Annotated in this window: 17 protein-coding genes; 13 read left to right on the top strand and 4 right to left on the bottom strand. The window is 26.9% G+C overall.

Annotated features, from left to right (window positions below; genetic code table 11):
* Positions 1-27 precede the first annotated feature (27 nt).
* The 6 genes from J2S18_RS00915 to pepT all read left to right on the top strand — a co-directional run bounded on the left by J2S18_RS00915 (position 28) and on the right by pepT (position 7,188).
* Entirely contained in the window at positions 28-1,557 is a 1,530-nt protein-coding gene (locus tag J2S18_RS00915) for an ABC transporter ATP-binding protein (protein ID WP_307482013.1), read from the top strand.
* Entirely contained in the window at positions 1,547-2,638 is a 1,092-nt protein-coding gene (locus tag J2S18_RS00910; RefSeq protein WP_307482011.1) for an ABC transporter permease, read from the top strand. The genes J2S18_RS00915 and J2S18_RS00910 overlap by 11 nt, the downstream gene beginning before the upstream one ends.
* A gap of 1 nt (position 2,639) precedes the next feature.
* Entirely contained in the window at positions 2,640-3,590 is a 951-nt protein-coding gene (locus J2S18_RS00905) for an ABC transporter permease (RefSeq protein ID WP_307482008.1), read from the top strand.
* On the top strand, positions 3,587-3,754 hold the full coding sequence (locus J2S18_RS16390) for an LPXTG cell wall anchor domain-containing protein (RefSeq protein WP_370873746.1): 168 nt from the start codon (positions 3,587-3,589) through the stop codon (positions 3,752-3,754). Before J2S18_RS00905 ends, J2S18_RS16390 begins: the two co-directional genes overlap by 4 nt.
* Positions 3,755-3,895: 141 nt before the next feature.
* Positions 3,896-5,842, top strand: a complete 1,947-nt coding sequence (locus tag J2S18_RS00900; RefSeq protein WP_307482005.1) for a GTP-binding protein — start codon at positions 3,896-3,898, stop codon at positions 5,840-5,842.
* Between the two features lie 116 nt (positions 5,843-5,958).
* Positions 5,959-7,188: a peptidase T gene (pepT, locus tag J2S18_RS00895; RefSeq protein ID WP_307482003.1), complete on the top strand. Its 1,230-nt coding sequence runs from the start codon at positions 5,959-5,961 to the stop codon at positions 7,186-7,188.
* Between the two features lie 58 nt (positions 7,189-7,246).
* Here pepT and J2S18_RS00890 read toward each other — a convergent pair whose 3' ends face one another.
* Entirely contained in the window at positions 7,247-7,444 is a 198-nt protein-coding gene (locus tag J2S18_RS00890; protein ID WP_307482002.1) for a hypothetical protein, read from the bottom strand.
* A 186-nt stretch (positions 7,445-7,630) separates the two neighbouring features.
* Here J2S18_RS00890 and J2S18_RS00885 point away from each other — a divergent pair, with 186 nt between their 5' ends.
* Positions 7,631-7,795: a hypothetical protein gene (locus J2S18_RS00885; protein ID WP_307482000.1), complete on the top strand. Its 165-nt coding sequence runs from the start codon at positions 7,631-7,633 to the stop codon at positions 7,793-7,795.
* Between the two features lie 98 nt (positions 7,796-7,893).
* Here the strand turns inward: J2S18_RS00885 and J2S18_RS00880 are convergent, their stop codons facing one another.
* Positions 7,894-8,661, bottom strand: a complete 768-nt coding sequence (locus tag J2S18_RS00880; RefSeq protein ID WP_307481998.1) for a DUF7852 domain-containing protein — start codon at positions 8,659-8,661, stop codon at positions 7,894-7,896.
* Positions 8,662-8,769: 108 nt separating this feature from the next.
* Positions 8,770-9,702, bottom strand: coding sequence for a hypothetical protein (locus J2S18_RS00875; protein WP_307481996.1), 933 nt, complete (start codon positions 9,700-9,702; stop codon positions 8,770-8,772).
* A gap of 105 nt (positions 9,703-9,807) precedes the next feature.
* Here J2S18_RS00875 and J2S18_RS00870 point away from each other — a divergent pair, with 105 nt between their 5' ends.
* The 4 genes from J2S18_RS00870 to J2S18_RS00855 all read left to right on the top strand — a co-directional run bounded on the left by J2S18_RS00870 (position 9,808) and on the right by J2S18_RS00855 (position 17,870).
* Positions 9,808-10,620: a RelA/SpoT domain-containing protein gene (locus J2S18_RS00870; protein WP_307481993.1), complete on the top strand. Its 813-nt coding sequence runs from the start codon at positions 9,808-9,810 to the stop codon at positions 10,618-10,620.
* A 195-nt stretch (positions 10,621-10,815) separates the two neighbouring features.
* On the top strand, positions 10,816-12,828 hold the full coding sequence (locus J2S18_RS00865; RefSeq protein ID WP_307481990.1) for a penicillin-binding transpeptidase domain-containing protein: 2,013 nt from the start codon (positions 10,816-10,818) through the stop codon (positions 12,826-12,828).
* Between the two features lie 228 nt (positions 12,829-13,056).
* Positions 13,057-17,124, top strand: a complete 4,068-nt coding sequence (locus J2S18_RS00860; protein ID WP_307481986.1) for a tandem-95 repeat protein — start codon at positions 13,057-13,059, stop codon at positions 17,122-17,124.
* A gap of 203 nt (positions 17,125-17,327) precedes the next feature.
* The gene (locus tag J2S18_RS00855) at positions 17,328-17,870 is read left to right on the top strand and encodes an ECF transporter S component (protein WP_307481985.1); all 543 of its coding nucleotides are present in this window, start codon (positions 17,328-17,330) and stop codon (positions 17,868-17,870) included.
* 92 nt (positions 17,871-17,962) lie between these two features.
* Here the strand turns inward: J2S18_RS00855 and nagZ are convergent, their stop codons facing one another.
* Positions 17,963-19,174, bottom strand: a complete 1,212-nt coding sequence (gene nagZ / locus J2S18_RS00850) for a beta-N-acetylhexosaminidase (RefSeq protein ID WP_307481983.1) — start codon at positions 19,172-19,174, stop codon at positions 17,963-17,965.
* Between the two features lie 235 nt (positions 19,175-19,409).
* Here nagZ and J2S18_RS00845 point away from each other — a divergent pair, with 235 nt between their 5' ends.
* Together J2S18_RS00845 and J2S18_RS00840 are read left to right on the top strand one after the other, a co-directional pair.
* Positions 19,410-21,134 (top strand): ferredoxin hydrogenase, encoded by a 1,725-nt coding sequence (locus tag J2S18_RS00845; protein ID WP_307481979.1) that lies wholly within the window; start codon positions 19,410-19,412, stop codon positions 21,132-21,134.
* A 20-nt stretch (positions 21,135-21,154) separates the two neighbouring features.
* Positions 21,155-22,192 carry a 4Fe-4S dicluster domain-containing protein gene (locus J2S18_RS00840; RefSeq protein ID WP_307481976.1) on the top strand — a complete coding sequence of 346 codons (1,038 nt, stop codon included), beginning with the start codon at positions 21,155-21,157 and terminating at the stop codon, positions 22,190-22,192.
* Positions 22,193-22,207 lie beyond the last annotated feature (15 nt).

The following is a 22,207-nucleotide window of genomic DNA, read 5'->3' as shown; positions in this document are numbered from 1 at the left end:
ATACATCACTTGTGGGGGAGGATTTAAATGGAATATGCAGTAGAAATGCTTAATATTCGAAAGGAATTTCCAGGCATTGTTGCAAATGACAATGTTACTCTTCAGTTAAAAAAAGGTGAGGTTCATGCACTATTAGGAGAAAATGGTGCTGGTAAATCCACTTTAATGGGGATGCTTTTCGGAATGTACCAGCCAGAGAGAGGAACAATTAAGATAAATGGTAAAAAAGTAAAGATTACAAATCCAAATGTTGCAAATGAATTAGGTATAGGGATGGTTCATCAACACTTTAAATTGGTAGAAAATTTTACTGTTACAGAAAATATAATTTTAGGATGTGAGCCTAAAAAAGGGTTAGTAGTAGATATAAAAAGTGCTGCTAAAAAAATAGAAGAATTATCAAAAAAGTATGGGTTAAATGTTGAACCTTATGCAAAGATAGAAGACATTTCAGTTGGTATGCAACAAAGAGTTGAAATACTTAAAATGCTTTATAAAAATGCGGATATTTTAATATTAGATGAACCAACAGCTGTTTTAACACCTCAAGAAATAACTGACTTAATGAAAATAATTAGAAATCTTGTTAAAATTGGAAAATCAATTATACTTATAACTCATAAACTTAAAGAAATTAAGGAAGTTGCAGATGAGTGTACAGTAATTAGAAGAGGAAAATGTATTGGTACTGTTAATGTAAAAGAAACATCAGAAGAAAAAATGGCAAAAATGATGGTTGGAAGAGAAGTAACTTTTAAAGTAAAAAAAGAAGAAAAGCTTCCAGGAGAAACAGTACTAGAAATTAAAAATTTATTTGTAAAAAATAATAAAAAAGTTTTAGGATTAAAAGATTTTACATTAGATGTAAAGTCTGGAGAAATACTTGGAGTTGCAGGAGTTGAAGGAAATGGTCAAAGTGAGCTTGTTGAAGCTATAACTGGACTTAGAAAGGTAGAAAGAGGAAGCATAATTTATAAGGGTGAAGATATAACTAAGGAAAAAATTAAAACTAGAATAAATAAGGGTATAGCCCATATACCAGAGGATAGACATAAGAGAGGTCTAGTATTAGATTATTCTTTAGAAGAAAATATGATAATAGAAGTTTATGATAAGGAACCTTTTTCAAAGAGGGGAATATTAAATAAAGAATCAATTAGAAATTATGCAAAAAAGATAATAAAGGAATTTGATGTAAGGTCAGGAGAAGGGCCAATTTCAAAATCAAGAACATTATCAGGTGGAAATCAACAAAAAGCTATTATCGGAAGAGAAGTTGAATTAAATCCAGAACTTTTAATAGCAGTGCAACCAACTAGAGGTCTTGATGTTGGTTCTATTGAATATATTCATAAAAGACTTGTTGAACAAAGAGATAAAGGGAAGGCTGTACTTCTTATATCTTTAGAACTTGATGAAGTATTAAATGTTTCAGATAGAATTGCAATTGTAAATGGTGGAGAACTTATTGGAATTGTAAATGCTAATGAAACAAATGAAAATGAAATAGGATTAATGATGGCTGGAGTAAAAGGAGGATCAAAAAATGAAAATTAATAAAGGGTTAATATCTGTATTAGCTGTTATCCTAGGATTACTTACAGGGTCATTATTAATGATTGCTATGGGACATAATCCTATAGAAGGCTTTATCTACTTATTTCAAGGCGGATTAAAAAGTGTTGAAAGAATAGGAAATACTATTGCAACAGCAACACCTTTAATTTTAACAGGTCTTTCAGTTACCTTTGCTTTTAGAACAGGATTATTTAATATTGGTGCAGCAGGTCAAATGTTATTTGGAGCTTTTTGTGCAACAGGAGTTGGATTAACAGTTAATGCTCCAAGACCAATCCTTTTAATACTAATGATAGCTGCTGGAATAGCAGGGGGAGCATTAGTTGCAGTAATTCCTGGAATACTTAAGGCAAAATTTAATGTTCATGAGGTTGTATCTACAATAATGATGAATTGGACAGCCTATTGGTTTGTTTATTATATGATACCAACTTATTTTAAGGGGGAATATGATACAGAATCAAAACCTCTTAGTGCCTTTGCAACTTTAAATATGGACTGGCTTACAGATTTATTTAAGGGATCATACATAAATCTTGGAATAATTTTAGCTATTATAGCAATAATTATTGTTGGGTTTATTTTAAATAAGACAACTTTAGGGTATGAGCTTAAGGCTGTAGGATTAAATAGGGATGCAGCAGAGTATGCAGGAATATCTGTAAATAAAAATATTGTACTTTCAATGATGATATCAGGAGCACTTGCAGGACTTGCAGGAGTAGTTGAGTATGCTGGTAATGCTAACATAATGCAAATTGGGGTTTTACCACCTCAAGGATTTGATGGAATAGCAGTATCACTTCTTGGAGCAAATACTCCAATTGGAGTATTATTTGCAGCACTTTTCTTTGGCGTACTTTATACAGGAAGTGGATTTATGAGTGCTATGACAGATATTCCACCGGAGATAGCAGATACAATTATGGCTACAATAATTTATTTTGCAGCAACAAGTATTGTAATTGAAAGAGTTATCAATAAAATAAAACTTAAGAAAAAACAGAAAAAACTTATGATGCCAGTTAATGGTGCGGAAATAGAAAGGGAGGGAAAATAATATGTTAGATACATTACAGCAAATATTTCCTTATGCTATTTCATTTACAATACCATTATTAATTACAGCCTTAGGGGCTCTTTATAGTGAGAGAAGTGGAGTTACAAATATTGGACTTGATGGACTTATGATAGTAGGTTCCTTTGTTGGGGCATTTACTATTGTTGAACTTCAAGATAAATTAGGAGGAAATCTTCCTTTATGGATAGGTTTATTGGTGGCTGTTATTGCAGGAGTTATATTTTCACTCTTACATGCTTTTGCAAGTATTAATTTAAATGCAGATCAAATAATAAGTGGTACTGCAATAAATATGATAGCAGGAGCACTTACTATATTTTTAGCTAGAAATATAACTGGAAGTGGAAATATAAGAATAATGCAAGGTTTTATACCAAAAGATATTCCAATTTTAAGTAGCATACCTATAATAGGAGATCTTTTCTTTAAAAATACTTATGCTTCAACTTGGCTTGCATTAGTAATTTTTCTTATTTTAACATTTGTTCTTTATAAAACACCCTTTGGTATGAGATTAAGAGCTTGTGGTGAACATCCACAAGCAGCAGATGCAGCAGGAATAAATGTTTATAAAATGAGATATATTGGAGTTATGATATCAGGTGGACTTTCAGCACTTGGAGGTGCCATAATGATAGTAACTTATTCAGGTGAATTTAATGGAAATGTTGGAGGACTTGGATTCTTAGCTCTTGCAGCTTTAATATTTGGGCAGTGGAAGCCCCTTGGAATATTAGGAGCAACATTATTCTTTGGATTTGCAAGTACAGTAGCTAATATTTCACAGGTTATACCAGAACTTGCATCCTTTCCACCAATAGTATTAAAAATATTCCCATATGTAATGACATTAATTGCATTAATTATTTTCTCAAAGAGTTCAAGAGCACCAAAGGCTGTTGGAGAACCTTTTGATAAAGGAAAGAGATAGATAAAGTTAGGGAGAAATTATTTGTTTTAAAAAGGAATATTAAAGAAAACATTGAAAATATTCCGGTTACAGGAAAAGTAGAGGGTATATTCTTTTTAGTTTTAGGAACAATAATAACAATTATAGGATTAGTTATATTAAATAAAAAGAGAAAATCAGCTTAGTTAAGTTTATATTTTAATGTTTAATATAATTTAAGTGAAGTGATATTAATTTGTGATATTTTAATAAATATTGTAAATTAATATCCTTCACTTTTTATTTTGATATAATTATAAGTATTAAGAATTTTAAGGAGTAGTAATATGAAGAAGACGGTAGGAATATTTGCTCATGTAGATGCTGGAAAAACAACATTTTCAGAGCAATTACTTTATCATACAAAAAGTATTAGAAATAGGGGAAGAGTTGATCATAAAGATGCTTATTTAGATAGTAATAAAATAGAGAGGGAGAGAGGAATAACAATATTTTCAGATATAGGATTATTTAGATATAAAGAGTCTGAATATTATTTAATTGATACTCCAGGACATGTAGATTTTTCTCAGGAGATGGAAAGAGCATTAAGTATATTAGATTATGGAATTCTTATAATTAGTGCTGATTCTGGTATTCAAGGACATACAGAAACTATATGGAATTTGCTAAGGAAGCATAAGATACCAACATTTATTTTTGTAAATAAAATTGATAGAACAGGAATAGACTTTAATAAAGTTTTTAGGGATTTAAAAAATAATTTAAGTGAAGATATAGTATATTTAGAAAAAGTTAATGATGAATTAAAGGAAGATAATATAGAGTTTATAGCTGAAAGAGATGATGAGCTATTAAATATTTATTTAGAGGAAGGCTATAATAGAGAATTATGGATTGAAAAATTAAAAGAACTTATAAGAGAAAATAAAATATTCCCATTATTTAAAGGTTCAGCATTGTTAGATGAAGGAATAGAGGATTTTTTAGAGAGTTTTAATTTATTAACCTATACAAAATTTAATAGCAATAAAGACTTTAAAGGAAGGGTATTTAAAATAAAATATGATGAAAAAGGAAATAGAATTACTTTTATAAAATGTTTAAGTGGAAGTTTGAAGGTAAAGGATGAAATTAAATTTAATATAAATGGAGAAGAAATAAAAGAAAAGATAAATGGAATACGAATATATAATGGAGCAAAATTTAAAGTTATAGATGAAGTTTATTCTGGAGATGTATTTGGGATAGTTGGAATTGAAAGTTTAAAGTCTGGAATGGGTGTTGGAATAGATGATGAGTTTTTATATGAAATGACTCCTACATTAAAGGCTAAAGTTATTTATAATGAAAAACTTAATCCAAAGGATGTTTTAAAGATTTTTAGAATTTTAGAAAGTGAAGATGGAAGTTTAAATGTTTCATGGAATGAATCTTTAAAAGAGATAAATATAAGTATAATGGGACAGATCCAACTTGAAGTATTAAAAGAAACCATAGAAGATAGATTTAATTTAAAAGTAGAATTTGGCTCGCCAGAAATTTTATATAAAGAAACAATTGAAGGTGAAACTTTATGTGGTGGGCATTTTGAACCATTAGGTCATTATGCAGAAGTTTATTTAAAGTTAGAAGAAAATAATAGAAACTGTGGAATAGAGTTTATTAACAAATGTAGCAAGGATGATTTAACTTCTGGAAATCAAAATCTTATAAAAACACATATTTTTGAAAAAGAGCATAGTGGAATACTTACAGGAAGTCCAGTTACTGACTTAAAAATAACATTAATTACAGGAAGAGCACATAATAAACATACTAGCGGTGGTGATTTTAGAGAAGCTATAAAGAGAGCATTAAGACAGGGATTAGAAAAAGGAAAAAGTAGGCTGCTTGAGCCTTATTATAGATTTAGGATAAATGTTAAAACTGATCTAATTGGAAGGGTTTTATCAGATATACAAAAAATGAATGGAAGTTTTTATGAACCTATAAATAATGGAGATAATGTTGTAATAAAAGGAAGAGGACCAGTATCTGAATTTATGAATTATGGATTAGAGTTTGTTAGTTTTACAAAGGGGAAGGGATCTTTAAGTTTTAGTTTTGATGGCTATGATTTTTGTCATAATGAAGAGGAAGTAATTGAAAGAAAGAAATATAATAAAGATTCTGATATTGAATATACAAGTACTTCTATTTTTTGTTCAAAGGGACAATCCTATTTAGTAAAAGGAAAAGATGTTATGGAATACTTACATTGTTTGAAGTAATAAAAAGTTTACATGTAATTTGACATATAAAGTTACAAAATTAGGATAAAGGCTACTTTATAATTTTAATTGTTGTATAATATAAGTATAAATCAATTTTGAAGGGAGTTTATGTTATGAAAAAAGTTGAAGACAGATTTTTAGAATATGTGAAAGTTGACACAAAGTCAGATGAAACTACAAGAGTTACTCCAAGTACAGAAGGTCAATTAAAATTAGGAAAGATTTTAGAAAGTGAACTTAAAGAAATTGGACTAAAAGATGTTCACGTAGATAAATTTGGATACGTTTATGCTACACTTCCAAGTAACTCAGAAAATAAAGATGTTCCTACAATTGGATTTATATCTCATATGGATACAGCGCCAGATATAAGTGGTAAAGATGTAAAACCTCAAATTGTAAAAAATTATGATGGTAGTGTAATTGTTTTAAATAAAGAATTAGATATAAAATTAGATCCAAAAGAATTACCAGAACTTAAAGATTACATAGGAAAAACACTTATAACTACAGATGGAACTACTCTTTTAGGTGCAGATGATAAGGCTGGAGTTTCAGAAATAATAACAGCTATGGAATATTTAATAAATCATCCTGAAATTAAACATGGAGAAATAAAAATTGGATTTACTCCTGATGAAGAAATTGGAGAAGGTGCAGACCACTTTAATGTAGAAGGATTTGGAGCAAAATTTGCTTATACTGTTGATGGTGGAGCCCTTGGAGAATTAGAATATGAAAACTTTAATGCAGCAGGAGCTACAGTTACAATAACAGGAAAAAATGTTCATCCAGGCAGTGCAAAAGGAAAGATGATTAATTCAATATTAGTAGCTCATGAATTTTTAGAGTTACTTCCATTAGATGAAGTTCCAGAAAAAACAGAAAACTATGAAGGTTTCTCATTCCTTTTAGATATAAATGGAGAAGTTGAAAAGACAGAAATGTCATTTATAATAAGAGATTTCTTTGAAGATGAATTTAATAGAAGAAAAGAAGAGTTCTTAAAGGCAGCAGAAACATTAAATAAAAAATATGGAAAAGAAATTGTTAAAGTAGAAATAAAAGAACAATATAGAAATATGAAGGAAAAAATTGAGCCTGTAATGTTTGTAGTTGATATAGCTAAAAAAGCAATGGAAATGGCAGATGTTACTCCAAAGATTCAACCAATAAGAGGGGGAACTGATGGAGCTAGATTATCATTTATGGGACTACCAACACCAAATATGTTTACAGGTGGAGAAAACTTCCATGGAAGATATGAATATGTAGCAATAGAGTCAATGGAAAAAGCTGTTGAAACTATAATAAATATTGTTAAATTATATAATGAAAAATAAATTATAATAGAAAATACTCTAGGAATAATTTCCTAGAGTATTTTTATATAAATATATGTTAGTCTTGCATACTTCCAATAAATAAACAGAAAGTTCCACTTAATATAGTAGCAATAGCTAATCCACCATGAGTATTTATTACAGACATAAAATCGAAAATAAAGGATGTAATACCACATAATATACAGATAGTTCCTAAATTAATAATTATTGATTTTGGAGAAACAATTGGGTTTTTATTTTTTAATTTAGTCATAAAAAACATCCCCTTTTATAATATATTTATAAGTTTAACTTATATAATATAGAATATTTAATATATTCTATATTAATATTATACTATATTTTCAAATTTATGTAAAGGCTTACTAAGGCTTCTTATAAGGTGATTAAAAGAATAGTGGTATAATTATTTTATAAATTAATAAAGGAGAGATTAGTTATGAAAAAATGTTTGTATTGTAAAAAAGATATAGAAGGAGATGGATATGAAAATAAAATAGGAACATTTTGTTCTGAGGATCATTATGATAAATATTATGCTTCTCTTTCAAAGGAAGAAATAATAGAAATAATGAATTCAATGTGTGTATGTAGTGATGATTAATTATAAATATAGACTTAAGTTATTAAGGAGTTAATTTAAATAAAATTTATTTAAATTAACTCCTCTTTTATATTACAATGAAAAATTAACTAATGAGTTTAACCTGGTATAGTTATAGCTCTGTTTTGAAGTTGGAAAATAGAAATATTTAAATTTAAATTTAATTTTTCAACTATTGTGTCAAATAAATTAGTATCATCTTCATCACAAGTTACTTTAGATATAAATGCTTCATTTATAGAATAACTATTTAATTCACAAGTAAAAGGTTCTTGTAATTGAACATTTTGAGAATAAATTTTTTCACAATCTGATTCACTTATAGTTCCACTATCACATTGTTTATGACAATCTTTAAATATTGCTCTTTGATCAACTGTAGCTGGAGTTGCTAGAATAACTCTTGAAAGTGTTACTGGAACTGCAAAGTCAAATTTAATTTTTGCTGTTAAATCATTATAGTCATTTCTAAATGCTAAACATTCCTCTGCTTCCTCACAACATGGAGGTGTAGGAGTAGGTGTTGTAACTATTGGAGTTGCATATTGAACATTTTTTAAAATATATCCTTCTACATATAGAGTACCAGTAATAGGTGTTGTAACTGGAGTGTTTACAACAACATAACATTGAGTTAATATAGGTCTTCTTGAAACTGCCTTTATACTATAAAATCTTTCTGGAATGCAAATTGAATCTCTTATTGGTTGATTAACAATTGCAGTTGCAACTAATACAGGAACTTTAGCTTGGAAAGTAGCAGGTGCTGCAGTAACTGTATTAACAGCATTAAAAGATTGAGAATTAACAATTATATCTTCTGCACAAGCATTATCTGGAAATCTTTCTTTACATACTGAGCTCATTTTATCACCTCATAATAATCTTTTGTTTAATTAAAACTTATAATATATATTATTAAATAGAAAATAAAAAGTTACAAAATACAACATATATTTACCAAAAATTATATTTTAAATATTCTCTTTGAAAAGTTCCAAATCATAATTTACATTTATAGTTATATGAAATTCTTTGTGTAGATTTATAAGTTCCTCTAGGGGTTTAGTATCTAAATAGATATTTCTCATATTAAAAGATATATTAGAAAGAGAAAAATCTAAATTAGAAAAAGCATTTTTTATATCTGTAATTTTATATTCTAAATTAATGGGTTTTGATATTTTAAAGGGAGTTCGTACTACATAATTACTAATTTTACATTTTAGTGGAACATTAAAGGATAGGGGAATTGAGTAATCAATACTAGTTTCTAAATAACCATCTAAAAATAAAGTTCCTTTATTTTCCTCATTAATATGAAGAAGAAGGAGGTTTTCTGTTAGTATTAATTTATTTTCTATATTAGTTATTTCGTGTATATAATTAGAAAACTTTATAGTTCCTTTAAAGGAATCATTAATATGACATTTAACTAATAATTTTAAAATCTTTATTTTTTGTTTATTCACTGCATTACTTGAAGGTATATTGTTATAGGTATCTAATTCATTATTAGTTATAATTGTAGCATTACTAAGATGATGAATATCATTAATAATGTTTTTAATAAAATGTATACTATTATTAAGATTTGTATTTTTATATGTATCTGAAAATAAGGTAGTCTTATCTTTTATATCATAGTTACTTTTAGTTTCTGATTTTTTAGTTTTGTTTATAAAATTATGATTAAATTGTACTTCTTTTGTTTTTTTTATAGGAGTGCCATTATTTTTTGTTTTGCAATAAATAGTATCAGTATTTAAATTAGATGAAGTATCTTTAAAATTAGCTTTATTTTGATTATTTTTGTAGATTAAAAGTAATAATAAAATAGATAAAATATTATTGTTATAGTTTAATTTATTAAGCCTATAAAGTTTAGATAGGTACATTAAATTCATTAAAACATCCTCTAAAAATTGTTCTTTATATAAAATATTAAAAATTATAAAGATTTATTAGTGATATAATAAAATTAAAATTTAATACAATAGGAGTACAAATATATGAAAAATAAATTTAATAGTGATGAATTTTTAAGTAAATATTCAGATTGTAAGGAACTTATAAAAGAAAATAAAATTAAAATGGAAAACTTAGAAGAAATATACAATGATTATATAAAATATATAGAATCTTATGAAAATCAGGCAAATTTTATAGCTAATATTTTACGTTCTAATGATAGTGTCCATTCTGTTAAATCAAGAATAAAAATGCCTTATAGATTAATTGAAAAAGTTATAAGAAAAACAAAGGATAGAAAAGAAAAGTATGGAGAAGAATTTTCTTTTACAGTTAACAATTATAAAAATGAAATTAATGATTTAATAGGAATAAGGGTTATACATATATTTAAAGAGCAGTGGGAAGAAATCCATGATTTTATAATTAATACATGGAAGGTTATAGAGATAACAGCAAATGTTAGAGATGGGGATAATACAAAAATATTTGATGATTTAGGGATAGAAGTTAGATCAAGACAGTCAGGGTATAGGTCAGTTCATTATTTAGTGGAATTTTATCCAACAAATCAAAAAGTAATTGCAGAGATACAAGTTAGAACTATTTTTGAAGAAGGTTATGGTGAAATAGATCATAGACTAAGATATTCCCATAATGAAATACCTGAATTATTAAAATCAAATTTACTCCTATTTAATAGAATAATTGGAAGTGCAGATGAGATGGCATCTTTAATAAATACTCTTAATAAAGAATGGGATAAAAAAGAAGTTGATTATAAAAATTTAATTGAGTCAAAGGAAGAGGAAATTAAAGAACTTAGACGTCAGTTAGAGATTATAGAAAAATAGTAAATATTACAGTAAAATAATGAATTAATTATAAAAAACCTTTTAATTAATTATAAAAGGTTTTTTGGCTATTTTATATATTAAAATGATTAAAATTCTATAATTAAATAGAAAAGTAACTTAGGTTAATAGTTTTTTTACCTTAGAATAATATGGTATAATTTATACAATTACATAAAACTTAAGGAGGAAAATATGAGAATTTCTAAGAAGTTAATTTTAGCAATATTAATGATTTTTGGAATGTCAGCATTTTTAATAGGATGTACAAGCACTAATAAAGCTAATGAAGCATTCAATACTTATAAGCAAAAGTGGACTGAAAAGGATTTTAAAGGTATGTACCAAATCCTTAGCAGTGATTCTAAAAGTAAAATTACTGAAGAACAATTTGTAAGTAGATATACAAATATTTATGGAGCAATTGGAGCCAGTAATATATCAATAACTCCAGGAGAAGCTAAGAAAAATGATGGGAAAGTAGATATACCATTTACATTAACTATGAATACTGTAGCTGGAAAGGTTGATTTAAAGGACTTTAAAGCTGTTGTAGTAAAAGGTGATGATGGGTATAAAGTTCAGTGGAATGATGATTTAATATTCCCTAAAATGGTTAATGGAGATAAGGTTAAAGTTGAAACTTATAAAGGAACTAGAGGAAAAATATTAGACAGAAATGGAAAAGTATTAGCAGAGGATGGAAAGGTTAGTGTTATAGGAATACATCCAGCTGTATTTAATCAAAAAAATAAAGAAGCAAAAATAAAAGATATGGCAAAAACCCTTGATATAAGTGAAGATACAATAAATAAAAAACTTGAGGCAAATAAAAATCCAGGACAATTTGTAGAAATAGTTAAAATACCTTCATCAGATGATAAAGTTAAAAAGTTTGAAAATCGTGAAGGAGATGGAATTTTAGTTCAAAATACAATTTCTAGAATATATAATGGTGGAGAAGCCTTTGGTAGATTAGTAGGATATATAGGACCAATTACAGCAGAAGAACTTGGAAAAATGAAGGATAAAGGATATACACAAGGTAGCTATATAGGTAAAAGTGGATTAGAACAAGTTTATGAAGATACATTAAGAAAAGAAAATGGTGGAGAAATATATATAGAAAGAGGAAATGAAAAAATATCAGTATTTAAGCAGGATGCAAAAAATGGTAAAGATATAAAACTTTCTATAGATTCAAAACTTCAAAAGAAAGCATATGATGAAATGAATGGACAAAAGGGTGCAGCTACAGCTGTTAACCCAAAGAATGGAGAAATATTAGCAATGGTAAGTGCTCCTTCTTATGATTCAAATATGTTTACAACATACATTACAAAAACTGAAAAGAAGAATTTAGAAGATACAAAATATGCAGCAGAACAAAATAGATTTAGTAAAGCATATTCACCAGGTTCTACATTTAAACTTATAACTGCTGCAACTGGTTTAGAAGACGGAAAGATTAAACCAGATGAAGGAAAAGATATTAAAGGAACTACTTGGCAAAAGGATAGTACATGGGGAGATTATAAAGTTACAAGAGTTGATGATCCAGGAAAACCAGTAAATTTACTTGATGCAGTTAAGTATTCAGATAATATTTATTTTGCTCAAGTTGCCTTAGATATTGGAAGTGAAAATCTTATAAATGGTGCTAAAAAATTTGGAATAGGAGAAAAACTTGATTGTGGATATCCAATGGAAAATTCTCAAATTTCAAATGATGGTAAAATAAAAGATAATATAGCTTTAGCAGATACAGGATATGGACAAGGTCAAGTTTTAGTAACACCTTTAAATATGGCATTAGCTTATAGTGCACTTGGAAATAATGGTGACATTATGAAGGCAAGATTAGTTACAAGTATTGATGGGGAAGCTAAGGTTTGGAAAAAATCTGCAATTGATAAAAAATATTTAGATGAGCTTGTAAAAGTTTTTGAAGCTCCAATAAATGGTGCAGGAGGAACAGCTACAGATGCAAAAATACCAGGAATTAGTTTAGCTGGTAAAACTGGAACTGCTGAAATTAAAAGTAGTCAAAATGATAAAAATGGAAAAGAAAATGGATGGTTTGTAGCAGTTGATACAAAGGATTCAAAAATTGCAATTTCAATGATTTTAGAAGATGTTAAAAATCAAGGTGGATCTCATGCAGTTACGCCAAGAGTAAAAAGAATTTTAGAATCTTATTTAAAATAATAGTTTCAAAGGAGGCAATATATTTGTCTCCTTTTTTTATACAAAAAATATAAAAAGCTAATTAGGTAAAATATAACTTTGAAAATTTATAATAAATTGGTATTATAAAGGTATGTTTATTAAAAAATATTTAATTTAAATGAAAAAATGTATAAAATGTTGTTGATAACGTTTAAATAATAATATATAATTTTTTTTGTAATAAATATTTAAAGGGGGAGAATATTTGTGAAATTAAAAATGAATACATATAAAAGAAAAATTGCTGAGTTGTTATCTTTTGTATTTTTATTTAATTTGTTTATGCCAGGTAAATTAGCATTAGCAGATGTAAATACAAATAACTTAGTAAAAAATCATACATATTTAGATGGAAATTCAGATAGTAAACCGGATTACTGGAATGTTTATGGGAAAGGTAATAATTATGATATTTCAGTATCAAATAAAGATTATAAAAAAGATCCAAACTCCTTAGTTGTTAATTTAAATAATAACAATTCTAACCCTGTAATAGTTTATCAAACAGTTAATTTATCTAAAAATGAATTAAACAAAAAATATAGCTTTACAGAATGGGTAAAAACTGAAAATTTTAAAGGAACTGGAGCACATATTAGATTACAAATAGTAAACAGTAGCAATCAGAAAATTGATATGTTTGAATTGTCTCCTAAAGTTACTGGTACATCAGATTGGAAAGAACTTAAATATGAATTAGATATACCAGAAAAAATAGGTGGAGTAGATGTTTGCGGATTAAAAATAGAAAATTATATTTCAAATAATAGTACAGGAAAAGTATATTTTAATAAGCCAACATTAACTGCTATTAAAAATATGAATGTTTCTAAAAATAATAATATAAATAATATTTTAGAAAATAATAATTTTGAAAAAGCAAAAACTGATGGTACTCCTGATAAATGGGGTAAATGGGAAAGTGGAAGTAGTAAACTTTCAATGACTATTGATAAGGCAGTTTTCAAGGAAGGAAAATCTTCTGTTAAGATTGAAAATGCTGTAAGTGGAAAAACAGGCAGAGGAACACTTAATCAAACAATTAAAGATATTCCAGATGATGTACAAGGAAAATCAATTAAAGTAAGCCAATTTATTAAAACTGAAAACTTTAAAGGAAAAGGACTTACATTAAGACTTCAATATAAAGATACAAAAGGAAATAAAGTAGAACCTATGGGCATGATTCCTATAAAGGTTAAAGAATCAATGGATTGGGAAAACTTTGATTATATTATAGACCTTCCAAAAGAAAAGTTAGGAAGCATTATTTTCGAATATTTATATGATGATGCAGAAGGTAAGGTTTGGATTGATAATATAAATATTGATAAATATATTAAAACAGAGAAGATAGAAGTTAATCCTACTTTAGTTAAAATAAATAAAGGTGAAACTAAAAAATTATCATTAACATATAATCCTAGTGATTCAACAGATAAGGATGTTACTTTTGAAAGTTCAAATACTAATGTTGCAACTGTTGATAAAGATGGAGTTATAAAAGGAATTAATAATGGAACAAGCAATATAGTTGTAAAACATAAAAATAGTAATATTAAAATTGAAGTGCCAACAGTAGTTGGAGAATCAGATAAAATAAAGATAAATGATATAGGAACTTTAAAAGGAAAAGAAAATAAAACTATAGAAGGTAAAATTCAAGGTAAATCATTAATAGGATTAGAATTAAAATATTCAGTGCTAAGTAAGCCTTCTTTTGGAAATGTAGATTTTAAAGAAGATGGAAGTTTTAAATATTATCCTAATAAAGATTATAGTGGAAAAGATAGTTTTACAGTAGTTGTAAAGGATAAAGATGAAAATTTTGCAGTTTATAAGGTTGATTTAGAAATAGAAAAGATAAATAAAGCACCTGAATTTAAAAATTTTAATATTAAATTAAATGAAAATGAATTAGTAAATGATAAAGAATTTAATGCAAAGGATCCAGAGGGAGATAAATTAACTTTTGAAATAGTATCTATGCCTCAAAATGGAACATTTGTAATTAATAAAGATAAATATACATATAAACCAAATAAAGATTTTAATGGATATGATTCTGTTAAGGTTAAAGTTAAAGATAATTATGGAAATGAAACTATAGCAGAGGGAAGAATATTTGTTGCTCCTTCTTTAAATGAAATTAAGTCATTAGTTAAAAATGAACATCCAAGACTTTTAGCATCAAAAGATGATTTTGATTCACTAAAAAATCTTGTTAATACAGATAAAAATGCTAAAGAGTGGTTTAATACTTTAAAGAAAAGAATAGATAATATAGTTACTTCAAAAGTAGTACCATATAATAAACCAGATGGATTAAGATTAGATACTACTGCATCAAAAAATATTGTTGATTTATCTTTTATGTACAGAATAACAGGCGATAAAAAGTATGCAGATAGAGCTATTTTAGAACTTGAAAATGTATGTGTAAAATATCCTGATTGGAGTTATCAGCATTTTCTAGATGCAACTATGACATCTTTTGGTGTATCTATAGGTTTTGATTGGCTTTATGATTATATGAATAATAATCAAAGAGAAATAATTGAAAATGCTTTAGTTAAAAACTCCTTAAGTATAGGACTTCAATATTATAAGAATAATTCACATTTCTTTGTTGAGGACGGATATAATTGGAACTTTGTTTGTAATACTGGTTTAACAGCTGGAGCCCTTGCAATTATGGGTGAAAAACATGACAATATGGCAGAAGAAATTCTTCAAGAGTCATTTAAATCTATTCAAAATGGATTAACTCAATATTATCCAGAGGGAGATTCAATAGAAGGAATTTCTTATTGGGATTATGGAACAAGATATTTAGTGTATTTTCTATCATCTGTAAGTTCTGCAATGAAGGGTGATAATCTATTTATAAATGCACCAGGAATTAAAGAAACACCAGATTATCCAATATTTATGACAGGAAAAGATGGTGAATATAACTATTCAGATAATGATAAAGATTTATTACCAGCTGGATATTTAAGTCTTTGGTTTGCAAAGGAATTAAATAAACCTAGTTTAACATGGTACCACAAATATTATATGTCAAAAAAGGATCCTGTATTAAATGTATATGATTTATTATGGTATAAGCCTTCTTTATATAAAGGAGAAGCCCCTAAAGAATTAGATAAATCATATCCTAGCAGACAAGCTGTTATAACAATGAGAAAAGACTATAAAGATCCTAATTCAAGCTTTGTTGGATTTAAAGGCGGCTTAAATGGAGCACCTCATGGGGATTTAGATATAGGTTCCTTTGTTTATGATTCTTTAGGAGTTAGATGGGCCCTTGATTTAGGAAAAGGAAATTATAATTTACCAGGATATTGGGAAAAAGAAAAAGGCGGAAGACGATGGAATTATTATAGAAAGAGAGCAGAAGGTCATAATACTTTAATAATAAATCCAGGTTCAGGTTATGACCAAGAAGTTGGTGCTTTTTCTCCTATAATTGATAGTAAATTAAATAATACAAATAATCCTTATGGAATAATTGATATGACTAAGGCTTATGAAAAAGAAGCTTTAGATATAAAAAGAGGAGTTAAATTTATAAATAGAAAAGAACTTCTTATAAGAGATGAATATAAATTAAAGCGATCTGGAGAAATTGCTTGGCAAATGCATATTGATAAAGATATTGAATTAGTTGAAGGTGGAAAGGCTGCCATACTAAAAGATGGTAAGAAGAGACTTTATGTAAAACTTTTAACTAAAGGAAATTCAGTTTTTCAAGTACTTGATGCTAAATCTTATAAATTAACTAAAAAGCCTGAAGAAAAATCTAATGCAGGAATAAAGAAGTTAGTAGTAAAGGTTAAAGGAAAAGAAGGTAACATTGATGTATGGATGGCTCCATTTATGGAAGGAGAAAAAATCCCATCTAATGAACCTATGCTATTTGCACTAAAGGACTGGAAGGATATAAAAACTAATGAAGATAATCCTTTAGACAAAGTAGAAAATGGAAATATAATTAATAATAAAAGTGATGTAGATAATAAAAAAGCTAATAAAGATAGTTTAGAAGTAGATAAAGAAAATAAAAGGGAAGAAAATAAAGAAATACAAAATAAAGTTTCTGAAAATTCAAAAGGTGAAAATAAATCAAAAAATGATTTGGAAAATATTAAAAGTGAAAAAGTTTCTGTAAAAAACAAAGAAAAACTATCACAAACAGGAAGTAACCCAATTGAATTTTTAGCATTTGGAATTTTTGCAGCACTATTAGGAGTACTATTTAAGAAAATGTAATAATTTTAAAAATAACCTAGATTTGTCTAGGTTATTTTTTTTATGCCATCATTGTACGGATACATTTAAAATATATTTTTGAATATGTTAAAATTAAAAAAGGAAAACTAAAGAGAATAATTTAATAAAAGATTATAGATTATTTTTTTAGAATTCATATATTATAGATATTATTTATCTTATAATTAAGGAGGAAATAATGTATGGAACATTTACAAGATAATAAAATAAAAAAATTAACTTTAACTGGACTTATGATTGCCATTGTTTTTGTTTCGGGAAGCATAATAAGAATACCTACCTTAAATGGTTTTATGCAGCCAGGAGATTGTATGGTTTTATTATCAGCAGTTTTACTTGGAAAGAAGTATGGAACAGCAGCTGGGGCATTTGGAATGGCTTTAGTTGATATATTAAGTGGTTATTTGATATGGGCACCATTTACTTTTGTAATAAAGGGAGCTATGGCATTTATAACTGCAGTAATTATAGAAAAATATAAAGATGAAAGATTCAAAACCTATTTAATAGCATTTATAGTTGCAGGAATAGTAGATGTTGTTGGATATTTTATAGGAAATGCAATTATGGGTGGATTAATACTTGGTGCATCTAATGGATTTGTAGGAAGCATTATATATGCAGCATTACATGTTCCAGGGGATGCTATGCAGGCTATACTTGGAATAGTATTAGCTCTTATATTAGCACCATTTATTCGTAAAATAAAAAATAGTTTAAATTAAGTATTAAAGTATAAGCAAATAAAATATAAATCTTAAAAATTTAAAGCTCTATTAATTATCTAATTTTAGATAATTAATAGAGCTTTTTGTATTTAGTATTTGTATGAGTTTAATAGATTATCTATAGATTTATTAATACCTTTTATATCTACAGAATCTATTTTATTATTATTTAATTTGTATTTTCTTTTTAGAGAAAGTATTCTATATAAGCTTTCATCTATTCTTTTTTCAGAAATAATATCATTTTTAACTGCGTTTTTAATTGCATTAATAACTATATTTACATTTTCATATTTATGACAAACTAATATTATATCAGAACCTGCATTTATTGCCTTAACAGCAGCATCTCCAATATTATAGTTATTAACTATAGCACCCATTGTCATGTCATCAGTTATAACTACACCATTAAAGTTAAGTTTTTCTCTAAGTAAATTTGTTATTATATTTTTTGAAAGGGTAGCTGGATTATTTTTATCTAGTTTATTTAAAAGTATATGGGAGACCATTATTGCATCAGCACCATTTTTTATAGCATATTTAAATGGTACAAGCTCTAAATTATTAAGTCTATTTAAATCATGGTTTATAATAGGCAAAGCTAAATGAGAATCGACTGAAGTATCTCCATGGCCAGGAAAATGTTTTATAACAGATATTACATTACTAGATTGTATACCTTTCATAGTTTTTACTCCAAGCCTACTTACTATTTCTTTATTATTCCCAAAGGATCTATTACCTATAACTGGATTATTAGGATTGCTATTTATATCAAGAACAGGAGCGTAATCCATATTAAAGCCAAAGGAACCTAATTCTTTGCCTAATATCTTTCCAATATTATAGCTGAAATTTTCATTATTTATTTTACCTATATCATAATTAGAAGGAAGACTTTTTATTTCTTTAGGCATTCTAGTTACTATAGAACCTTCTTCATCAGTTGAAATAAATAGTGGAGATATATTAGTTTTATTTATTTCTTTAAGAGAATTTGTTAGTTCTAATAATTGTTTTGAATCTTTTATATTTCTTTCAAATAAGATTACTCCTCCAAGATTATTATTTTTTATAAGATTTTCAAGACTTTTATCTACTTTATATCCATAAAAACCACTTATTATTAGCTGCCCAATTTTTTCATCTAAATTCATGTTATTTATTAAATTCTTTATACTATCTTCTTTAGTAGTTGTTTTTATATATTGTAATCCATTATTTTTTGATGTAAAGACAATAATACTCAAAAAAATTATTACAAAAATAGATAATAAAAATACATATAATTTTCTCATAATAATCATCCTTAAAATTTTATATTTTTAGTATTGACAATAAAATTATATTTTAAATATTTGTTCATTAAAAGTTTAAAAAATAAAATTAGTTATATAAATACCTGAAAATATCAGGTATATAACTATTTACCTATATAAATTAAAAGATAAAAGTATTTAACATATAAGTAATGGGGTGCTAGTATTTAACAGGTAATTTAAAGAAGAAAACTTAAATAGAAGAGGAGTTATTATGGACTGTGTAATTATTAATGGAAAAAAAGTTCTAGCCGAAAAAGGAGAGACTATATTAAGTGTAGCTAAGAAAAACGGAATAGATATACCAACATTATGTTTTTTAGAAGACTGTAATAATATGGGTAACTGTGGAGTATGTCTTGTTGAAGTTGAAGGTGAAAAAGATTTAGTTAAAGCTTGCTCTTATAAAGTTAAGGAAGGAGATATAATAAATACAGCTAATGAAAGAGTACAAAAAGCTGTAAAAGAAAGAGTTTCTGAAATACTTAATGATCATAATTTAAAATGTGGTAAATGTAAAAGATTAAAAGATTGTGAGTTACTAAAATTAGTAATAAAAGTTAATGGAAAGAAAAGTGAAAATTTTAATATAGATGAAGAAAAATACATAGATGATAGAAGTAAATCTATTGTTATAGATAGATCAAAATGTATAAAATGCGGAAGATGTGTAGCAGCTTGTAGGGAAAAAATAGGAACTAAAATAATGGATTTTAGAACTAATAATAATGAAGTTGTAGTTGGACCTGAAAAATTAGCCTGCTTTGATGATACTAATTGTTTATTATGTGGTCAATGTGTAGCTGCTTGTCCAGTTGGAGCTTTATCTGAAAAATCACATATAGAAATAGTAGAAGATGCATTAAAGGACAAAGATAAACATGTAATTGTTGGAATTGCTCCATCTGTTAGAACAGCAGTGGGAGAAGCCTTCGGAATGGGTTATGGAAAAGATGTAACTGGTAAAATATATGCAGCTCTTAGAGGTTTAGGCTTTAAGAAAGTATTTGATGTAAATTTTGCAGCTGATGTTACTATTATGGAAGAAGGTACTGAATTAATAGGAAGAATTAAAAATAATGGACCATTTCCAATGTTTACTTCATGTTGTCCTGGTTGGATTAGATTAGTTGAAAATTATTATCCACAATTATTAAATAATATTTCATCAGCAAAATCACCACAACAAATATTTGGAGCAGCTAGTAAAAGTTATTATCCACATATTGAAGATATTGATCCAAAGAAAGTATTTACTGTTTCAATAATGCCTTGCACTGCTAAAAAATTTGAGGCTAGTAGAGAAGAAATGGTAAATAAAGATGGTATTAGAGATATTGATGCAGTACTTACAACTAGAGAGTTAGCTCAATTAATAAAGAAAAATAATATAGATTTTATAAATTTAGAAGATGAAGATGCAGATCCAGCTATGGGAGAGTATACAGGAGCTGGAACTATATTTGGTGCAACTGGTGGAGTTATGGAAGCTGCTTTAAGAACTGCCAAAGATTTAATGGAAGGTGCAGCATTAGAAGATGTTGATTATAAAGAAGTAAGAGGATTAGAAGGAATAAAGGATGCTACTATAAAAATTTCTGGAGCTGATTATAAAGTTGCTGTAATTCATGGTGGAGAAAATTTATTTAAATTTATAAATAGTGGAATGATGGATAAAGGAAATTATCATTTTATTGAGGTTATGGCATGTCCAGGTGGTTGTGTAAATGGTGGTGGACAACCTCACGTAAGTTCAATAGATAGAGAAAATATTGACATAAAAAAGATAAGAGCATCTGTTTTATATAATCAAGATGAAAATTTATCTAAGAGAAAGTCTCATAAAAATAAATCTGTATTAAAAATGTATGAAACATATATTGGAGAACCAAATACAGGAAAAGCACATGAGTTATTTCACGTTAAGTATAGAAAATAAATATGGAGGAAATTATTGATATGGATTATAAATTATCAACAATTCAAGGTGATGAATTAATAAAGAGATTACAAAAAGAATATAGAATTTATGCACCAACAAATTTTGAAGGTGAAGGAAGACATAGTTATACAAATAATATTAGATATGGAGAAATTAATTCATTTAGTGAAGTTATTTATAAAGAAAAGTCTCAGTATTCTCCTAAAGAATTATTAATACCTATAAATCATACTTTATCATTAAAATATGGAAATAAAGAAATTGATGCAGTTAATGATGAAGATGAAAGAGGAATGATTATATTACTTCGTTCTTGTGATTTACATGGAATAAAAAGAATAGATAATTCACTTAAAAATGATAAATTTTATAGAAATAGAAGAGATAAGGCAAAGTTTATGATTATGGAATGCCCTAAATCTTTTGACACATGTTTTTGTGTTTCTATGGGAACAAATGAATCAGAAAATTATTCTCTTGGAATAAGATTTAATGAAGATGGAGTTTCTATAAAAGTTAAAGATGATAGTTTTAATAAATATTTTAAGGATTTAGAAGAAACTAATTTTGATATAAGATTTGCAAAGGAAAATGAAATTAAAGTAAGAATACCTAATATTGATACATGGGATAAGATTGTTTTAGATAGAGTTAAAAATTTAGATCTTTGGAATACTTATAAAGATCGTTGTATAGGTTGTGGAAGCTGTAATATGAGCTGTATTACTTGTTCATGTATGCTTAAGCAAGAAGTTACTCACACAGATAATTCAAATTTAAAAGAAGTAAGAAGAACATGGAATGGATGTCAACTTATAAAATCATCTGCTCTTGAGAAAAAGAGTTTAAGTGAAATAGTGCCTATAAGAATAAGACAAAGAGTACTAGATAAATTTTATAGACCTAAACTTGATGTATCAAGGGAACAAATATGTGTAGGTTGTGGTAGATGTACAGACATTTGTCCAAGATATATAAATTTTGCAGTTACAGTAAATAAGCTAAGTGATGAACTAGACAAAATTTATGAAGATTTAGGAAGGACAATAAAATAATAAAGAGGTAGGATA

The sequence above is a fragment of the Eubacterium multiforme genome, assembly GCF_030813415.1.
GTDB classification, from domain to species: Bacteria; Bacillota; Clostridia; order Clostridiales; family Clostridiaceae; genus Clostridium; species Clostridium multiforme.
The sequence above is the reverse complement of the archived record's forward strand: the minus strand, read 5'-3'. Positions and strand labels throughout refer to the sequence as shown.

Excerpts from the sequence above, each read along its gene's own strand:
- J2S18_RS00915 (WP_307482013.1), top strand. The coding sequence starts at position 28 with ATGGAATATGCAGTAGAAATGCTTAATATTCGAAAGGAATTTCCAGGC.
- J2S18_RS00910 (WP_307482011.1), top strand. The coding sequence starts at position 1,547 with ATGAAAATTAATAAAGGGTTAATATCTGTATTAGCTGTTATCCTAGGA.
- J2S18_RS00905 (WP_307482008.1), top strand. The coding sequence starts at position 2,640 with ATGTTAGATACATTACAGCAAATATTTCCTTATGCTATTTCATTTACA.
- J2S18_RS00900 (WP_307482005.1), top strand. The coding sequence starts at position 3,896 with ATGAAGAAGACGGTAGGAATATTTGCTCATGTAGATGCTGGAAAAACA.
- pepT (WP_307482003.1), top strand. The coding sequence starts at position 5,959 with ATGAAAAAAGTTGAAGACAGATTTTTAGAATATGTGAAAGTTGACACA.
- J2S18_RS00890 (WP_307482002.1), bottom strand. The coding sequence starts at position 7,444 with ATGACTAAATTAAAAAATAAAAACCCAATTGTTTCTCCAAAATCAATA.
- J2S18_RS00885 (WP_307482000.1), top strand. The coding sequence starts at position 7,631 with ATGAAAAAATGTTTGTATTGTAAAAAAGATATAGAAGGAGATGGATAT.
- J2S18_RS00880 (WP_307481998.1), bottom strand. The coding sequence starts at position 8,661 with ATGAGCTCAGTATGTAAAGAAAGATTTCCAGATAATGCTTGTGCAGAA.
- J2S18_RS00875 (WP_307481996.1), bottom strand. The coding sequence starts at position 9,702 with ATGAATTTAATGTACCTATCTAAACTTTATAGGCTTAATAAATTAAAC.
- J2S18_RS00870 (WP_307481993.1), top strand. The coding sequence starts at position 9,808 with ATGAAAAATAAATTTAATAGTGATGAATTTTTAAGTAAATATTCAGAT.
- J2S18_RS00865 (WP_307481990.1), top strand. The coding sequence starts at position 10,816 with ATGAGAATTTCTAAGAAGTTAATTTTAGCAATATTAATGATTTTTGGA.
- J2S18_RS00855 (WP_307481985.1), top strand. The coding sequence starts at position 17,328 with ATGGAACATTTACAAGATAATAAAATAAAAAAATTAACTTTAACTGGA.
- nagZ (WP_307481983.1), bottom strand. The coding sequence starts at position 19,174 with ATGAGAAAATTATATGTATTTTTATTATCTATTTTTGTAATAATTTTT.
- J2S18_RS00845 (WP_307481979.1), top strand. The coding sequence starts at position 19,410 with ATGGACTGTGTAATTATTAATGGAAAAAAAGTTCTAGCCGAAAAAGGA.
- J2S18_RS00840 (WP_307481976.1), top strand. The coding sequence starts at position 21,155 with ATGGATTATAAATTATCAACAATTCAAGGTGATGAATTAATAAAGAGA.